Source organism: Flavobacterium sp. FlaQc-57 (assembly GCF_044007395.1).
Classification (GTDB): Bacteria; Bacteroidota; Bacteroidia; order Flavobacteriales; family Flavobacteriaceae; genus Flavobacterium.
This window is the reverse complement of sequence record NZ_JBIPDA010000001.1, coordinates 864,775-881,326: the sequence shown is the minus strand read 5'-3', so window position 1 is coordinate 881,326 and position 16,552 is coordinate 864,775. Positions and strand designations below refer to the sequence as shown.

Sequence of the window (16,552 nt, the reverse complement as noted above, 5' to 3'; positions counted from 1 at the left end):
AAAAACTATACATTACCTCAACATTAAGGATTTGTTGTGATTTTATGGCGAGAATGTTAAAGAAATTAACATTCTCAATTTGTAGTTAAATAAGGTCATTTTTTAAGATATATTTAATTTAGTTCATGTTTTTTTAAGATGTATGTTTTTTGTTGAGGTTAATTTTGTTGTTTTCCTAAACGGATAGAATAAATTTATCTCTCAATAAAAACTAACTAATTATGAAATCTAAATTATTACTAACCGTACTATTACTGTTTACATCTTTTGCGTTTTCGCAATCTATTGATGTGAGCGGAACTGTACTAGATGGCTCGGGTTTATCGCTACCGGGCGTGAATGTAAAAGTTAAAAGTTCGTCACAAAGTACAACCACAGACTTTGACGGAACTTTTAAGTTATTAGGAGTTCCAAAAGGAACAATTATCGTATTCAGTTATATAGGTTTTCGAACGCAAGAAGTTGCTGTTTCAGGAACCAAGATAACGGTAAAAATGAGCGACGATGCAAGATCTCTTGATGAAGTCGTAGTTATTGGTTATGGAACTCAAAAGAAAAGAGAAGTAACCGGAGCTGTATCTGTAGTAGACAGCAAAACCCTTGAACTTTTAAAACCAATAAAAGTTGAACAAGCTTTGCAAGGAACTGTTTCCGGAGTAAATGTAACGACACAATCCGGAGCTCCGGGAGCAAAACTGGATATTCGTATTCGTGGTATTGCAACTAACGGAGAAAATGGTCCTCAGGCAATCATTGACGGTTATGTGGGCGATTTAAGTTTGCTTAATCCAAATGATATTGAAACTATTACCGTTCTTAAAGACGCACAAGCTGCTATTTATGGAACTATTGGTGCAAACGGAATCATTTTGATTACCACTAAAATGGGGAAAAAGAATTCTAAAACAAAAGTATCTTTTAACAGCTACTCAGGATTTCAGGAAGCATCGAGAAAATCACCAATGTTAAATGCTACTGAATATGCTTTATTATTAAACGAAAGTTATGCAAATGGAGGAAGAGCACTTCCGTATCCAAACGTAAGCGGTTTAGGCAAAGGTACAGATTGGCAGAAAGAAGTTTTGGGTAAAGGCGTACCTATATTAAATAGCGACATCACAATTTCAGGAGGTTCTGAAAAAATTACATATGCGATTAGCGGTTCACATTTAGATCAGGAAGGAATTGTTGGATCAGATAAATCGGGATTTTTAAGAAATACAGCGCGACTAGCTTTGGGTGTAGATTTGAGTGATAAATTCAAAATAAAAACCAATGTAATCTACACGTATTTTAATAGAAAAACGATTAATGAAAACGGATTAGGATCTGTATTGTTTAATGCTTTAAATGTACCGGCAACTTTTAAGCCATATGATGCAAATGGTGATTTTACTTTAGTACCAAGTACAACAGGTTTAGGAAACGAAATCATAAATCCGTTGGCACAAATTGCTAATACCTACAATGATTATAATTATAAAAAATTGAACGGAAATTTTGGTTTCGATTATAAAATTTTCAAAGGATTTACACTTTCCAGTTCAATAGGATTTAATACATCAAACAGTGAAGGCAAAACATTTGGAAAAAAGATTAGTTATGGCGGAAAAGTTTTTGATGTACAAAGAAGTTCTGTAACACAAACTGCAACAAACGACAATGATTATTCATTTGACCTTTACGGAACCTATACTACAAAAATAGGAGAGAATCATAATATCACGGCAACAATAGGAAATACCATTTATAAACAATGGGGAAATCAAGGTTTTGGAACCGGTTTCGATGTGCCCAACAATTCATGGGATTATGCAGATCTTTCTTTAACCAAAGGAATACCAACGGCTTTAAATACCGGAGGTTATGTTTACGATCAAAGAAGGCTTTCTTATTTTGGAAGAGCGCAATACGATTATAAAGGTAAATACCTTCTTTCTGCAATGATCAGACGTGATTCTTCTACAAAATTTGGCCCGGATCATAAAACAGGATACTTTCCGTCATTTACAGCAGGATGGGTAATCTCTGATGAAGGTTTCTTTGGAGAATCAAAAACGTTTAATTTTCTGAAATTAAGAGCCAGTTATGGAACATTAGGAAACGACCAAATTCCCAACAATGGTTTCTTAAGTCTTTTAAATGGAGAAGCTACTTATGTGTTTGATGGCAACTTACTAAGCGGAGTAGCAACAGGACAAATTCCTAATCCTAACTTGAAATGGGAAGAAGCTAAAAAGTTTGATGTTGGTTTAGATTTAAAACTATTCCACGATAAAGTTTCTGTTGTTGCAGATTATTTTATTGATACAAGAAAAGATCTATTGATACCGGATATTCCTGTTTCTGGAATTACAGGAGTTGGTGCTCCAGGTGCGCTTCCTCCAACTTTAAATGCCGGTACAGTTAGAAATTCAGGAGTTGAGTTTGCTATAGATTACAAAGAGAAATTTTCAGATTCATTCAGTTTAAGCATAGGTTATAATGTAACCTTTATTAAAAACGAAGTACTCGAAGTAAATAACGGAACCGGAATTATCGAACAAGGCGGTTTTGGAGTAGGGCAACCTGCCGCATCGCGCATGGAAGCAGGAAAACCAATAGGATATTTTTACGGATATAAAACAGACGGATTATTTCAAAACCAAGCCGAAGTTGATGCACATCCATCACAATTGGCCTTAGGAGCAAATGCAGTACCCGGAGATATTCGTTTTGTAGATGTAAATGGCGATGGTGTTATTGATTCAAAAGATAAAACCAATATTGGAGATCCAATTCCCGAGGCTACAATGGGATTTAATGTACAATTAAATTACAAAAATATTGATTTTGCACTTTATAGCTTTGCTTCAATAGGAAATGATATGGTGCGCAACTACGAAAGAGTACTTTCTGATGCCAATCGATTGGATTATGTTTTAGACAGATGGACAGGCGAGGGAACAAGTAATACCGTGCCGCGAGTAACAACAGGAGCAACAGCAAACAACGTTTTGTCATCATATTTTGTTGAAGACGCTTCTTACTTCAGAATTCAGAACATACAAATTGGATATACTATTAATCCAAAAGTAACTCAAAAAGCAGGAATTACTAAACTAAGACTTTATACCGGAGTAAATAATCTATACACTTTTACTAAATATAAAGGTTTCGATCCAGGCGCTTCATTTGGACCTACAAATAAAGATGGAGTTTCACAATCGCCAATTGGTGCGGGAATCGATTACGGGTTCTACCCAGTTCCAAGAACCTATTTATTGGGTTTAAACATTAATTTTTAATTTCAATAAAAATGAAAAAATATTTAATCACCACCATTATAACACTTACACTATTCTCGACAATAAGTATTTCTTGTTCAGACGAATTTGTAAGTCCAAAACCGAAGTATTCTATAGATTCTGAAAATTATTTCAATTCAAAAGAAGACTATAATGATGCACTGGTTGCCGCTTATGATTTATTGCAATCCTCTTATGCAAATGTTTTGTTAGGCGAAATTGCCTCAGACAATACATTATGTGGAGGAGAAAGCCCAACAGACGTAATTGGCTGGCAGCAAATTGACGACATGATTCATACACCCGTAAACAGCAATTTAAGAGACATCTGGAATTGGATGTTTGCAGGAGTTCAAAGAGCCAATTACATTCTTGAATTTAAAGATAAAACCGATTTTGAGGGAAAAACCCAGCTACTTGCAGAAACACGTTTTCTGAGAGCATATTACCAGTTTGAGTTAGTGAAATGGTTTGGAGGAATCCCGATGAAAGGAGATGCAAGATTTAAAGTTGGAGATGAAAAAACAGTTCCGCGTTCATCAGCTGCAGAAGTTTATGCTGCTATAGAAACAGATCTGATTTTCGCAATTGCTAATTTATCTCCAACTGCATCTCAAAAAGGAAGAGTAACAAAAGGTGCAGCGCAGGCATTGTTAGGAAAAGCTTACTTATATCAGGATAAGTTTTCACAAGCCGCTACAATATTTGAAAGCGTAATAACTTCTGGAAAATATTCATTAGAGTCAGATTACAATGCAATGTTTGAATTAGACGGAGAAAACGGACCAGAATCTGTTTTTGAAGTACAATATACCGATGTTGAAGGAGCTGCATTTACATGTTTACAATGCAGCGAAGGAAACGTTGCAGTAGGTTTTAGTGGAATCAGAAATTATTCAGGGCCACTTTTTTCTTCCGGATTTAGTTTCAATGTTCCAACCAAAGAAAGCGCCGACTCTTTTGAACTAGGTGATAAACGTAAAGACGTTGCCATACTTGATATTACAGCGTGGGCAGAAGCAAATAAATCTTTTAACGATGGAAAAGGGATCACGTTTGGAAAAGGAAACGAAGATACGGGCTACTTTAATAGAAAATATTTGCCAAGAAAAAGAAGCACAAATGCACAAGGCGATTTGAACTTAACAAATCCAAACAATTACAGAGCTATTCGTTATGCAGATGTTTTATTAATGGCAGCAGAGGCTTATAACCGTGGAGGAATTGACGATACAAAAGCTAGAAAATATTTAAATGAGGTTCGAAGACGTGCTTTTGGAGATGTAAATCATGACATATTAGTGTCTGGAGCCGCATTGACCGATTTTATTTGGGCAGAAAGAAGATCAGAACTTTTTGGAGAAGGACATCGTTTCTTTGATTTAGTGAGAACTGGAAAAGCAGTTGGAAAAATACCAGGTTTTAAAGCAAATAAAAATGAATTATTTCCACTTCCAATAGAGGAAATTCAATTTGCAAACGGAAACTGGAAACAAAACCCTGGATACTAAAAAATACGATTATGAAAAAAATACATTTTATTATAAGTCTTTTCGTTTTAACAATACTTGTAGGTTGTTCAAGCGATGACAACGGTAATATTGATATAGATGGTGTTAGTGCGCCAACCAATATTTCTGCTTTAGTGACAGTAACGCAGGATAATACTGGTAATGTAACATTTATACCAAAAGGAGAAGGAGTTACCCAGTTCAAAATAAACTTTGGTGACGGAACTACAGAATCTAATTATGTATCGCCGGGAACTACTGTACCACACATTTATAAAGAAGGAGTTTATAAAGCCAAAATAAAAGCAATGGCAATAAACGGAAAAACGACAGAAGTTGAGCAGGAAGTAGTGGTTTCTTTTAAAGCTCCAGAGAATTTAAAAGTGGTAATAACAAATGATCTCTCCGTATCTAAACAAGTAAACGTAAAAGTAACCGCAGATTTTGCTCTGTTTTACGATGTTTATTTTGGAGAAACCGGAAAACCGGAACCCGTTTCGGCAAATATTGGTGCATCAGTTTCATATGTTTATAAAGATGCCGGAGTTTACAGCATTCGTGTAGTAGCAAAAAGCGCTGCAATAAAAACAACTGAGCATACAGAAAACTTTACAGCCAAATTGGTACTCAATCCAAGTGCATCAGCACCAACGCCGCCTAACAGATCGGCTGGAAATGTAATTTCTATCTACAGTTCAAAATATACGAATATTGCCGGAACAGATTTCTTTCCAAATTGGGGACAATCAGGCAGTTTTACAGAATTTGATTTGAACGGTGATAAAATATTGAATTATACGAATTTAAATTATCAGGGAATTGCATTGGCAAGTGGCGTAACAGTAGATGTTTCAGGCATGGATTATATTCACCTCGATGTTTGGACAGCTGATTTAGCAAAATTAGAAACTTCACTAATCAGCAAGACAAATGGCGAAAGACCAGTAACAAAAGATCTAATAGCAAATCAATGGACAAGTATTGATATTCCGATTTCGGCATTTACGAGCCAGACTGGATTTACAGTAGCCGATATTTTTCAATTGAAATTGGTTGGAAATCCTGCTGGTAAAAATGTTTTTATCGATAATATTTATTTTTATAAAAATGTAGAATCTTTAACAACTGCAGCGCCAACGCCTACAAAAGCAGCAACAGATGTTATTTCATTGTTTAGCGATGCCTATTCAAATGTTGCAATAGCAACGTGGCGCACAGATTGGTCGGCTGCAACCTTAGAAGAAACAGCTGTAGCGGGAAATGCAGTAAAAAAATACTCAGATTTAAACTTTGTAGGTATCGAGCCAGTTTCAACAATCGATGCTTCAGGTATGACACACTTTCACGTAGATGTTTGGTCAGCTGATTTTACAGAATTCAGAGTAAAACTAGTCGATTTTGGTGCCAATGGAGTTTATAATGGAGGAGGAGACGACAAAGAACATGAACTTAAATTCACTGCACCGGCAAAAGGAAGCTGGGTAAGTCTGGATATTCCTTTAAGTGATTTTACAGGATTGACAACGCGAGGACATATAGCGCAGCTCATCTACTCAGGAAACCCAAGCGGAACACATACTATATATATTGATAACGTTTATTTTCATAAATAGAAAATAATACTTATTGATGCGTTTGAAATGAATTTACATTTTATAAAAAAAATCAAAATGAAAAAATATAATAAATACTTCGTATTACTTTTTGCATTTCTCCTGGCAATAAGTTGTCAAAAAGACGATTATTCTTTTGGAGATATCAATGCACCGACAAATTTTAAAGTAACGGCTGAAATCATCGGAAAAACGGCCATTGCACCAGACGGTGACGGATCAGGATCTGTAAAACTTGTTGCAACAGCAGATAATGCTATTTCGTACCAATATGTATTCTCAGATGGATCGTCTGTAAGTTCTCCAAGCGGAATTTATACCAAACGTTTTACTAAAACAGGAGTAAATAAATATATTGTAACGGTAATCGCTAACGGAAAAGGAGGTGTTTCAACAACTACAACAACTGAGGTTCAGGTTTTAAGTAACTTTAGAGATGACGAAGCAGTTGGATTCTTAACAGGCGGCACTTCTAAAAAATGGTATTGGTCAGCCTCTGAGCCAGGACATTTAGGAGTAGGTCAAAATGATGGTGATGCCACCAAAAACTTTTTCCCAAACTATTACTCGGCTGGAGCTTTTGAAAAAGCAGCTTCGCCAGCAAGCAGCTGTTTATACGAAAACATATTGACATTCTCTTTAGAAGGCGATCAGTTGAAATTTGAATTGAATAATGGCGGAGCAACATTTTTTAATGCATCTTTTGCAAATGTTGCAGGAGGTAGCGGACCAGATGATGCTTGCTTAACATACAACACCGCAGGAAAGAAAACAGTATTGTTAAGTCCATCAGAATCTGTTGTAATGAAAAATCCAAATCATGCAACGCAAACCAGAGGTACAATGTTGAACTTTACTGATGGAGGTTTTATGGGGTATTATATTGGTCAGAGTTCTTATGAAATCCTATCAATAACAGCCAACAGAATGGTCGTTAGAGCCGTTATGGGTGGAAATACAGGATTAGCATGGTACCATACATTTACAACATTACCTCCAACTCAAACTCCGGCCGTAGATTATAAAAATCTGGTTTGGTCAGATGAGTTTAATACAGACGGAGCACCAGATACTGCAAAATGGAATTATGATCTGGGGAAAGGTGATAATGGCTGGGGAAATAATGAAAAACAAAATTATACCAACGCCGCTACAAACGTAATTGTACAAGGCGGAAGTCTTAAAATCACGGCTAAAAAAGAAGTTTCAGGGGGAGCAGATTATTCTTCGGCACGATTAAAAACAGATGGTAAATTTAAGTTTACTTACGGAAAAATTGAGATTAAAGCCAAGCTGCCAACTGGCGCGGGAACCTGGCCGGCAATCTGGATGTTAGGACAAAACTATGCAACAAAACCATGGCCAGCCTGTGGAGAAATCGATATTATGGAACATGTTGGAAACAATCAAAATGTTATTTTGAGTACGCTTCATTATCCCGGACATTCAGGTGGAGGCGGAAACACAGGTTCTAAAACAATACCAAATGTATCAACAGAATTTCATGTTTACAAAGCGATTTGGAGTCCGGCATCAGTAACAACATTTGTTGATGATGTGCAGATTCATTCCGTTCCAAATGATGGCACATTGCCTTTCAATAGCGACTTTTTCCTGATCTTAAATGTAGCAATGGGAGGTAATCTAGGCGGGAATATTGATGCAGCTTTTACACAATCTTCGATGGAGGTTGATTATGTTAGAGTATATCAGTAGATTACAGATTAATTAGTAAGAATGAAGAGAGAAGGTCAGTTACGACTGGCCTTCTTAATTTTAGCAATTTAAAAATGATATTATGCAAAAAGTAATTATACTCTTAATGATTACCACTTTTAGCTTCGCACAAAACGGAAAAAGAAAATTGGTGTGGGAAGAAAATTTTAATAAAAAAACTATAGATGAAACCGTTTGGAATTTCGAACTTGGCGATGGATGTCCGGATTTGTGTGGTTATGGAAATAATGAAAGACAGATTTATACCAAAACAAATCACGAAATTAAAGATGGAAATTTAATTATCGAAGCCAGAAAAGAAGGCAATAAATATACATCGACAAAAATCACTACAAAAGGCAAAAAAGAATTTAAGTATGGCCGAATCGAAGCCAGAGCAAAATTGCCTGTTGGTCATGGTTTATGGCCTGCATTCTGGATGTTGGGCGCTAATATTGATGAGGTAAAATGGCCAAAAGCCGGAGAAATTGATATTCTTGAATACATAGGAAGAGATCCTCATATGGTATACACGACGTTGCATACACAAGACAGCCACGGAAATACAATCAATACCAAAAGAACCGCATTTCCTAAAATTGAAGAAGGATTTCATGTTTATGCGATAGAATGGACAAAAGATAAAATTGAATTTTTTGTCGATAAAACTTCCGTTTACACCTTCAATCCAGAGGTTAAAAATGAAAACACTTGGCCATTTGATAAACCATTTTATATTATTGTTAATCTGGCAATTGGAGGTAATTTTGGAGGACCAGAAGTAGATGATAATGTGTTTCCCCAAAGATATTATATCGATTATGTTCGAGTTTATCAATAGTAAAGTTAGTATATAAGAAAAGTCCTAAAACAAGACATAAGTGATTTAATTGTTTAATTGTAAGTTATTTACGTCTTGTTGACCGAACTTAAAATTAATCCAATTTTTAGTTTTTTTTAATGTTTTTGGGATTAAGCTACTTTTGTACTGCAATAATTAACAATTTATTGTTAATTATTATTGTATTTATTTGCTTTTTAAAATTATAATTTGTTAAATTTGGTCGAAATATTAACATAACAAAAAAAGATCCGCCTATACAATAAAATTACTTTTTAGAAAAATTACTTCAAATTAAAGAAACTAAAAAAGTAGTATTATGGCTGATCTGCATATTCCAGACGCTCTATTAGTAAAAAATTATGTTGATGGCAACGAAATTGCCCTTTCGACGTTAATTAAAAGGCACGAGTCTAAGATATATGGATTTATATATTCTAAGATAGCTGATAGAGATATTTCAAACGATATTTTTCAAGACACTTTTATAAAGGTTATTAGAACCCTTAAAAGTAATTCATACAATGAAGAAGGTAAATTTTTACCTTGGGTAATGCGTATTTCCCACAACTTGATTGTAGACCACTTTCGTAAAACCAAAAAAATGCCAATGTATAGAGAAACCGAAGAGTTTTCGATTTTTTCTATCATGTCAGATGACTCTCTAACAATCGAAAATAAAATGATTTTTGATCAGGTTGAGGTCGATTTGAAAAAGATAATTGAAGAACTTCCGGATGATCAAAAAGAAGTTTTGATAATGCGTATGTATCAGGATATGAGTTTCAAAGAGATCTCAGAACTTACAGGCGTTAGTATCAATACTGCATTAGGCAGAATGCGTTATGCTTTGATGAATTTGAGGAAAATAATCGACAAACATCAAATTATTTTGACCAACTGATACTATTTTGAAAATTAGTCCGTTATACTATAATAAAAACATTTTCATAGTATGGGGAAAATTTACTCAAAAAAGGCATTAGCTGCACAGAATTTAAAACCTAAAAAAGAAGTAGTTTCTTTTTTACTAAATTATTCACAAGCATTAACAATTGTGAAAATTGAAAACAAAAATTTTGAAATTATAGCTAATTAAACAGCCCACTACTTTGGTCGGATGTTTATTCGAAAGAAAAACCAAATGGTCGTTTTGGTTGAAAACTCACTATTTGTATGCAAATACATCTAGTGAGTTTTTTTTTAAGGCAATTCCAACTCCTTACTCTGCCATCAAAAATACTTGTTGGTCCAATTTTTAGCAATTGCCTCCTAAGATTTTGCATTTTTGGCTTTGTCCGTAAATTTGTTAAAATTTCATATTATAATTGGATTTCAATTATTTATTTTATATTTAGCTTTATTTTAGTTAAAAATTGAATTTATATTCAATGAATTAGCTGTGAAAAAGAATTTTATGTATTAAAAATCTTTCAATAAACTAAAGTATTCAAACCAAAGTAAACCAATAAATAAATGTCTAACCAACTAACCAGTTAATACATGAAGAAAAACTACCCTTACATTGTTTTGTTTGTTGTACGTCTTAATACTTTATAAAGAGTATTAAGATTGTTTTGGATTTGGCTAAAATTTCTTAGAAATATTTAGTTTACATCTTTTTGATAAAATCCAACATAGAAAACCCTTAAATCTATCTAGCAACCAAACTTAACTGAAAATGAAGAACAAACTTATGGTATTGTCATTACTATTATTGACGAATATCGGAGCATTCGCTCAAAAAGAAGAGATAAAAGAAGCGCAATCTCTTTACGGCAAAGGAAAAATCCAAGAGTCTTTGACGATTTTAAAGAAAATAGAATACCTTATCGTAAATGCATCAGATGAGGTGAAATCTGATTTTTATTTCACGAAAGGAAATGTGTACAAAGAGTTGGCAACCAAGAATATTGATGCAGTAACTAATTTTGCTTTGGCCTCCAGTGCATATCAGGATATTCTTTTGTATGAAAACGATTCTCGAAATTATAAATATGCATTTAAAGCGAACTTAGCTCTAAAAGAAATGAAATCTACATTAGTAGATGGTGCTTTTAGCGATTATAAAACTGGAAAATTCAAAGAGAGTGCCGGTAAAAGTTATGAAGTTTATTTAATAGATAAAAAAGATACTTTAAACTTACTTAACGCTGCAGCTGCTTCATTGGCAGGCAAAGACTTTATTAACGGGATTAAGTATTACGACGAACTTAGAAAAATGAATTATACAGGTAAAGGAACTGTTTACTACGCCACGAATAAAAAAACAAAAACAGAAGAAACTTTTATCTCAATGAGTGCAAGAGAATCTAATATTCAGGCGGGTTTTTATGAGAAACCTAGAAATTTTTCGCCACCTTCTAAAAAAGAAGAAGTTTTAGTTTCGTTAGCTTTTTGCTATATGGAAAGAGGCGATTATGCAAATGCCAGCAAATATTATGAAAATGACCTTCAAATAAATCCGAGTTGTATAGATTGCTATATTAATCTTGTTTATGTCAAAATGCAGCTAAAAAAAGCATTGGTTGATCAAATGGATCTGCTTGGTAATAGCCCGAAAGAAATGAAAGAATATGATAAATTAAATGCTCAAAAAAATGAGCTTGTAAAAAGCACAATTCCGTATCTTAAAAAGGCATTGACAATCGAACCAAAAAATACAGACGTAATAAAGTCGCTTTTAGGTGTTTATAGAACACTAGATATGACAAACGAATATAATGCTCTAAAAAGTAGTATGTAAAATGAAACAGAAGCTACTATTTCTTTTTAGTAGCTTCTTCTATTACAGATTTTTTACCAACAGTTCGGGTAATAATATCTTTGTCTAAATCCCAACCGCGAGCGGGCGAATATTCACGTCCGTACCAAATAATCTGCAAGTGCAAATCATTCCATATTTCTCTTGGAAATAATCTTTTGGCATCTTTTTCCGTCTGCACTACATTTTTTCCGTTCGAAAGATTCCACCTGTACATCAATCGATGAATATGCGTATCGACCGGAAAAGCAGGAACACCAAAGGCTTGTGACATCACGACACTTGCTGTTTTATGGCCAACAGCAGGTAATTCTTCAAGTGCTTCAAAACTTTGCGGAACTTCACCATTGTGTTTATCAATCAAAATATGTGACAAACCATGAATTCCTTTCGATTTCATTGGCGACAAGCCACAAGGGCGAATAATTTCCTTAATTTCCTCCACCGACATTTTAATCATGTCATACGGATTATCAGCTTTCGCAAAAAGCAACGGAGTAATCTGGTTCACACGAACGTCTGTACATTGCGCCGAGAGTAAAACCGCTATCAATAAAGTATATGGATCCTTATGATCAAGAGGGACAGGTATAGTAGGGTAGAGTTCTTTTAACGTATTTATAACAAATTGTACGCGAGCTTCTTTATTCATTTCCGTATTTTTAATCCCGTAAAAATAGCATTATTTTAATTGTTAATTGTAAATGGTTAATTATAAGCTATAGTTGTTTTTAAGTTATAATCTAAGAAAAAAAATAAATAGGTCTCAAATTCTAGCGCCCTAATAATCGCAATATAAAAAATCCAATAAAAAAAATCAACAGTCTAACAATCCAACAGTCTAAGAAGTCTAACAATCTGAGTAAGTCTAATAATCTAACAATCTAAAATTAAAATATGATAACATTAAAAGCCGGTGATAAAGCACCAAATTTTTCAGGAATAGATCAAGACGGAAAAACACATAAATTGGCAGATTATGCCGGAAAAAAAATAGTAGTTTTCTTTTATCCAAAAGCAAGTACACCAGGTTGTACCGCTGAAGCTTGCGATTTAAGAGATAATTTTGAGCGTTTTAAAGCCAATAATTACGAACTTTTGGGTGTAAGTGCCGATAGCCAAAAAGCACAGGCAAAATTCAAAGACAAATACGAATTCCCTTTTCCGTTATTGGCTGATGAAGACAAATCAGTAATCAACGCATTTGGAGTTTGGGGACCTAAAAAGTTCATGGGGAAAGAGTACGACGGAATACACAGAACTACTTTCGTAATCGACGAAAACGGAATCATCGATGAGGTAATCGAAAAAGTAAAAACCAAAGAACACGCATCGCAGATTTTGAAATAAAAGATTTTTGTTTCAGGTTTCTTTTGTTTCAGGTTGTTAATCTTTGTCAAAGTTTCACGTTTAGTAAAAAGCTGAAACCTGTAACTAAAAAAACTTGAAACTAAAAAAAAAGTCCAAAAAAGAAATTTCTTTTTTGGACTTTTTTTTTAGTTATTCTGTTCCAATTCTATTTCCGGATGATATCCAAATAGATGGTGTTCTTTTATAATTTCGGCAACTCCAGACGGAAGCATCGGTTCCCAGCCAGATTTTCCTTGGCTGATCATTTTTAGAACTTCACGAGAGAATACATTTAATATGTCAGGGTTATAATCTACAATGTCAACCACTTTTCCGTTGAACTTAAAGAATTTATACAATTCCTTCATTCTAGGATGTACTTTTAAATTGGCAGATGTGATAACTTCATTATTTTCACCCAACATCGGATATAAAAATACTTTCATATCGCGGTAAAATAATTTACCAAAAGCTTCCAGAATTCCACCACTTAAATGGCGGTAGTATTTCTCATCAAAAATATCAACTAAGTTGTTTACACCCATTGCCAATCCCATTCGGGCTTTGGTATAATTAGAGAAATATTCAACTACTTTATAATATTCCTGAAAATTAGAAATCATAACAGTTTGACCTAAAGAGCAAAGCAATTCGGCTCTGTCCATAAAATCGCGTTCATCAATTTCACCATCCGAGCGTAAATTCGAAAGTGTAATTTCAAAAACCACCAAAGTGTTGTCTTTTTCTACTTTATTTTCTTCGAGAAACATTTTTAGTGATTTCTCGTACATATCAAGATTTACATTCGTAACCGGACGAAAACTTCCTCTAAAAGCAAGAAGATTCTTTTTGTATAAAACCGCTGCAGGCAAAACATTTTTACCGTCAGGGTTGAACATTACGGCATCAGTCATTCCGTTTTTAACCAATTGTAAGCTCATTAAACGATTATCAACATCAGCAAAACGAGGTCCTGAGAAGTTAATAGTGTCAATTTCAAGTTGGTCTTTGTCTAAGTGATCGTATAAATAACGAAGTAATCGTTTTGGATCGTTGTATTTGTAAAAAGCACCGTAAATTAAGTTTACTCCTAAAATCCCTAGTGTTTCTTGTTGTAGTCGAGCGTCAGTTTCTTTAAAACGAATGTGCAGAATAATTTCGTTGTAAGCTTCGTCAGGTTCAATTTGGTATCGGATTCCAACCCAACCGTGACCTTTAAATTGTTTAGCAAAGTCGATAGTTGCAACGGTGTTGGCATAACTAAAGAAAAGTTTTGTAGGATGTTTTTCTCTGCTTAATCGTTCTTCGATTATTTGACCTTCAAGAGTCAGCATCTTTTTTAACCTCTCTTCGGTTACATAGCGGCCATCTTTTTCGATTCCATAAACCGCATCACTGAAATCTTTGTCGTAGGCAGACATTGCTTTTGCAATTGTTCCCGATGAACCTCCGGATCTGAAAAAATGCCTAACAGTCTCTTGTCCAGCGCCAATTTCAGCAAATGTTCCGTAAATATTCTCGTTTAAATTAATGCGTAGCGCTTTGTCTTTTATGGAAGGAATCTGTTCGATGACCTTGTCACCTTTGAGTTTTATTTCTGTACCCATTTTATTTTAAATAGATTTGTTACAAAGTTAGCAAATTAGGCTTCTAATGAAAGAGAAATAATCCTATTTTTGTAAAAAAATTAAGTTCAATTGAAGGTCTATTTTTTAGGTACTGGTACATCTCAAGGCATTCCGATCATCGGAGTCGATCATCCCGTTTGTAAAAGCACTGATGCTAAGGACAAAAGGCTCCGCGTATCCATCTGGATTACCTGGAACGATCATTCATACGTAATTGATTGCGGACCCGATTTCAGGCAGCAAATGCTTTCTTGTGGGTGTCGTAAACTCGATGCTATTTTATTTACGCATGAACATGCTGATCATACGGCCGGTTTAGATGATATTCGTCCGTATAATTTTCGTCAGGGCGAAATTCCTGTTTATGCGCATCAGCGTGTCATTGACAATCTAAAACGTCGTTTTGACTATGTTTTTGAAACTGTAAACAAATATCCGGGTGCTCCAAGTGTAAAAACTATTGAAGTAATCAATGACGAACCGTTTGCTGTTGGCGATAAAATAGCCATTCCGGTAAACGTAATGCACGGTGATTTGCAGGTATTTGGTTATCGTATTGATGATTTTGCTTATTTGACCGATGTTAAAACTATTGATGAAGCCGAAGTTGATAAACTAAAAAATCTTAAAGTTTTAGTTGTAAATGCTTTGCGTGTTGAACCTCATGATACGCACTTTAACTTACAGGAAGCACTTGATTTTATTGATTTGGTAAAACCTGAAAAAGCTTATTTAACACATATTAGCCACGTTTTAGGCTTTCATGAAGAAGTACAGAAACAATTACCTAAAAATGTCTTTCTGGCTTACGATAACTTAGAAATTACAATTTAATTATACCTCGAAAATGAAAAAATCCTTAATGCTTTATCTTTTTATCCTTGCGATATTAATGAATGTTTTTACTTATATGTTTTATAGCCGTGAAGTAAAATTTGGTGAAGAAAGATATGAGAAAACGACAAAAAAGCTAAGAGATAGCATCAATTTAGTAACATCAAAATTGGCAGACGCTGACTATTTTTCTTTAGAACACAACGAAAATGCACAAAACTATTTTGATAACAGTGCTTCTGGCGGAAAAGTAATTTTGTTCGAAAAATTAATTCCGGTTGTTACGGAGAAATTGTTAGACTTAAATTCGAATCCAAACGGAAATCCTTATACAGGACAAGATAAAATCGACGGGAAGAAATTTATTATCAATAAAGTAAAACTGCTGAATCATAGATGGATCATTGCAGATTATAGCAATGGAGAAATGTGGGGAGAAGTCTTGTTAAAATACTTTGTAGATAACGACGATAATATTACCTTTGAAGTAAATCAAACTTGGTTGTACCAAAAATAGGATTTTAAAATCCTATTTTTTTTTTATCAAGTATTAAAAAAATAAGGTTTATGAAAAAGATATTTTTGTTTTCGATTATTGTTGGTCTTTCGTTTTCTTGCGCAAAGAAAATTTCGGAAGAAAATAAAACTTTAGACAAAAAAGAAGAATCAAAGCCAGTTGTTGTTGGCGGAGATTCAGACGCTCACGGATGTAAAGCTTCTGCAGGTTATACTTGGTCTACATTAAAAAAAGAATGCGTTCGTATTTTTGAAGTGGGTACAAAATTAGCTCACGCTGAAGATGGAAAAACGTATTCGACAGTTGCTTACGTAATTTTTGATGGAAACAAAGCAGAGCTTTTTCTGGATACTCAAAAAGACCCCATTATTTTAGAAAGAAAATCTGAAGGTGATTCATGGACTAAAGACGATTTACAATTGATTCCCTGGAAAGGATATGTGCTGAAAAAAGCAGGAAAAATTATTTATACAGGAGAGTAAAAGTTTACA

The 16,552-nt window shown here is 34.3% G+C and carries 13 protein-coding genes; 11 read left to right on the top strand and 2 right to left on the bottom strand.

The features are described 5' to 3' along the window. Positions 1-221: 221 nt before the first annotated feature. The 7 genes from ACHRVZ_RS03755 (at position 222) to ACHRVZ_RS03725 (ending at position 11,714) form a co-directional block, all read left to right on the top strand. Complete coding sequence (locus ACHRVZ_RS03755) at positions 222-3,287, top strand: SusC/RagA family TonB-linked outer membrane protein (RefSeq protein WP_395420841.1); 3,066 nt, start codon at positions 222-224, stop codon at positions 3,285-3,287. A gap of 11 nt (positions 3,288-3,298) precedes the next feature. Further along, positions 3,299-4,798, top strand: coding sequence for a RagB/SusD family nutrient uptake outer membrane protein (locus ACHRVZ_RS03750; RefSeq protein WP_395420840.1), 1,500 nt, complete (start codon positions 3,299-3,301; stop codon positions 4,796-4,798). 11 nt (positions 4,799-4,809) lie between these two features. After that, complete coding sequence (locus ACHRVZ_RS03745) at positions 4,810-6,411, top strand: hypothetical protein (protein ID WP_395420839.1); 1,602 nt, start codon at positions 4,810-4,812, stop codon at positions 6,409-6,411. Positions 6,412-6,468: 57 nt separating this feature from the next. Then, complete coding sequence (locus ACHRVZ_RS03740) at positions 6,469-8,127, top strand: family 16 glycosylhydrolase (protein WP_395420838.1); 1,659 nt, start codon at positions 6,469-6,471, stop codon at positions 8,125-8,127. An 82-nt stretch (positions 8,128-8,209) separates the two neighbouring features. After that, positions 8,210-8,968: a family 16 glycosylhydrolase gene (locus ACHRVZ_RS03735; RefSeq protein WP_395420837.1), complete on the top strand. Its 759-nt coding sequence runs from the start codon at positions 8,210-8,212 to the stop codon at positions 8,966-8,968. A gap of 319 nt (positions 8,969-9,287) precedes the next feature. Further along, positions 9,288-9,872 carry an RNA polymerase sigma factor gene (locus ACHRVZ_RS03730; protein WP_395420836.1) on the top strand — a complete coding sequence of 195 codons (585 nt, stop codon included), beginning with the start codon at positions 9,288-9,290 and terminating at the stop codon, positions 9,870-9,872. 777 nt (positions 9,873-10,649) lie between these two features. Further along, complete coding sequence (locus tag ACHRVZ_RS03725) at positions 10,650-11,714, top strand: tetratricopeptide repeat protein (protein WP_395420835.1); 1,065 nt, start codon at positions 10,650-10,652, stop codon at positions 11,712-11,714. A gap of 16 nt (positions 11,715-11,730) precedes the next feature. Here the strand turns inward: ACHRVZ_RS03725 and nth are convergent, their stop codons facing one another. Further along, positions 11,731-12,384: an endonuclease III domain-containing protein gene (nth, locus tag ACHRVZ_RS03720; RefSeq protein WP_395420834.1), complete on the bottom strand. Its 654-nt coding sequence runs from the start codon at positions 12,382-12,384 to the stop codon at positions 11,731-11,733. Positions 12,385-12,629: 245 nt separating this feature from the next. Between nth and bcp the strand changes: the two genes are divergently transcribed. After that, on the top strand, positions 12,630-13,082 hold the full coding sequence (bcp, locus tag ACHRVZ_RS03715; protein WP_395420833.1) for a thioredoxin-dependent thiol peroxidase: 453 nt from the start codon (positions 12,630-12,632) through the stop codon (positions 13,080-13,082). A gap of 146 nt (positions 13,083-13,228) precedes the next feature. On the opposite strand, the gene ACHRVZ_RS03710 is transcribed toward bcp, so the two are convergent. Beyond that, positions 13,229-14,689, bottom strand: a complete 1,461-nt coding sequence (locus ACHRVZ_RS03710) for a TonB-dependent receptor (protein WP_395420832.1) — start codon at positions 14,687-14,689, stop codon at positions 13,229-13,231. A 90-nt stretch (positions 14,690-14,779) separates the two neighbouring features. Between ACHRVZ_RS03710 and ACHRVZ_RS03705 the strand changes: the two genes are divergently transcribed. Genes ACHRVZ_RS03705 through ACHRVZ_RS03695 form a run of 3 tightly spaced genes read left to right on the top strand, consistent with a single transcriptional unit; the run spans position 14,780 to position 16,543 of the window. Beyond that, on the top strand, positions 14,780-15,544 hold the full coding sequence (locus tag ACHRVZ_RS03705) for an MBL fold metallo-hydrolase (RefSeq protein WP_395420831.1): 765 nt from the start codon (positions 14,780-14,782) through the stop codon (positions 15,542-15,544). Positions 15,545-15,557: 13 nt separating this feature from the next. Then, on the top strand, positions 15,558-16,061 hold the full coding sequence (locus ACHRVZ_RS03700) for a hypothetical protein (RefSeq protein ID WP_395420830.1): 504 nt from the start codon (positions 15,558-15,560) through the stop codon (positions 16,059-16,061). A gap of 50 nt (positions 16,062-16,111) precedes the next feature. Then, positions 16,112-16,543: a hypothetical protein gene (locus ACHRVZ_RS03695; RefSeq protein ID WP_395420829.1), complete on the top strand. Its 432-nt coding sequence runs from the start codon at positions 16,112-16,114 to the stop codon at positions 16,541-16,543. The last annotated feature ends 9 nt before the right edge of the window (positions 16,544-16,552 follow it).

Coding starts and splice junctions, on each gene's coding strand:
- ACHRVZ_RS03755 (WP_395420841.1), top strand. CDS start 222: ATGAAATCTAAATTATTACTAACCGTACTATTACTGTTTACATCTTTT.
- ACHRVZ_RS03750 (WP_395420840.1), top strand. CDS start 3,299: ATGAAAAAATATTTAATCACCACCATTATAACACTTACACTATTCTCG.
- ACHRVZ_RS03745 (WP_395420839.1), top strand. CDS start 4,810: ATGAAAAAAATACATTTTATTATAAGTCTTTTCGTTTTAACAATACTT.
- ACHRVZ_RS03740 (WP_395420838.1), top strand. CDS start 6,469: ATGAAAAAATATAATAAATACTTCGTATTACTTTTTGCATTTCTCCTG.
- ACHRVZ_RS03735 (WP_395420837.1), top strand. CDS start 8,210: ATGCAAAAAGTAATTATACTCTTAATGATTACCACTTTTAGCTTCGCA.
- ACHRVZ_RS03730 (WP_395420836.1), top strand. CDS start 9,288: ATGGCTGATCTGCATATTCCAGACGCTCTATTAGTAAAAAATTATGTT.
- ACHRVZ_RS03725 (WP_395420835.1), top strand. CDS start 10,650: ATGAAGAACAAACTTATGGTATTGTCATTACTATTATTGACGAATATC.
- nth (WP_395420834.1), bottom strand. CDS start 12,384: ATGAATAAAGAAGCTCGCGTACAATTTGTTATAAATACGTTAAAAGAA.
- bcp (WP_395420833.1), top strand. CDS start 12,630: ATGATAACATTAAAAGCCGGTGATAAAGCACCAAATTTTTCAGGAATA.
- ACHRVZ_RS03710 (WP_395420832.1), bottom strand. CDS start 14,689: ATGGGTACAGAAATAAAACTCAAAGGTGACAAGGTCATCGAACAGATT.
- ACHRVZ_RS03700 (WP_395420830.1), top strand. CDS start 15,558: ATGAAAAAATCCTTAATGCTTTATCTTTTTATCCTTGCGATATTAATG.
- ACHRVZ_RS03695 (WP_395420829.1), top strand. CDS start 16,112: ATGAAAAAGATATTTTTGTTTTCGATTATTGTTGGTCTTTCGTTTTCT.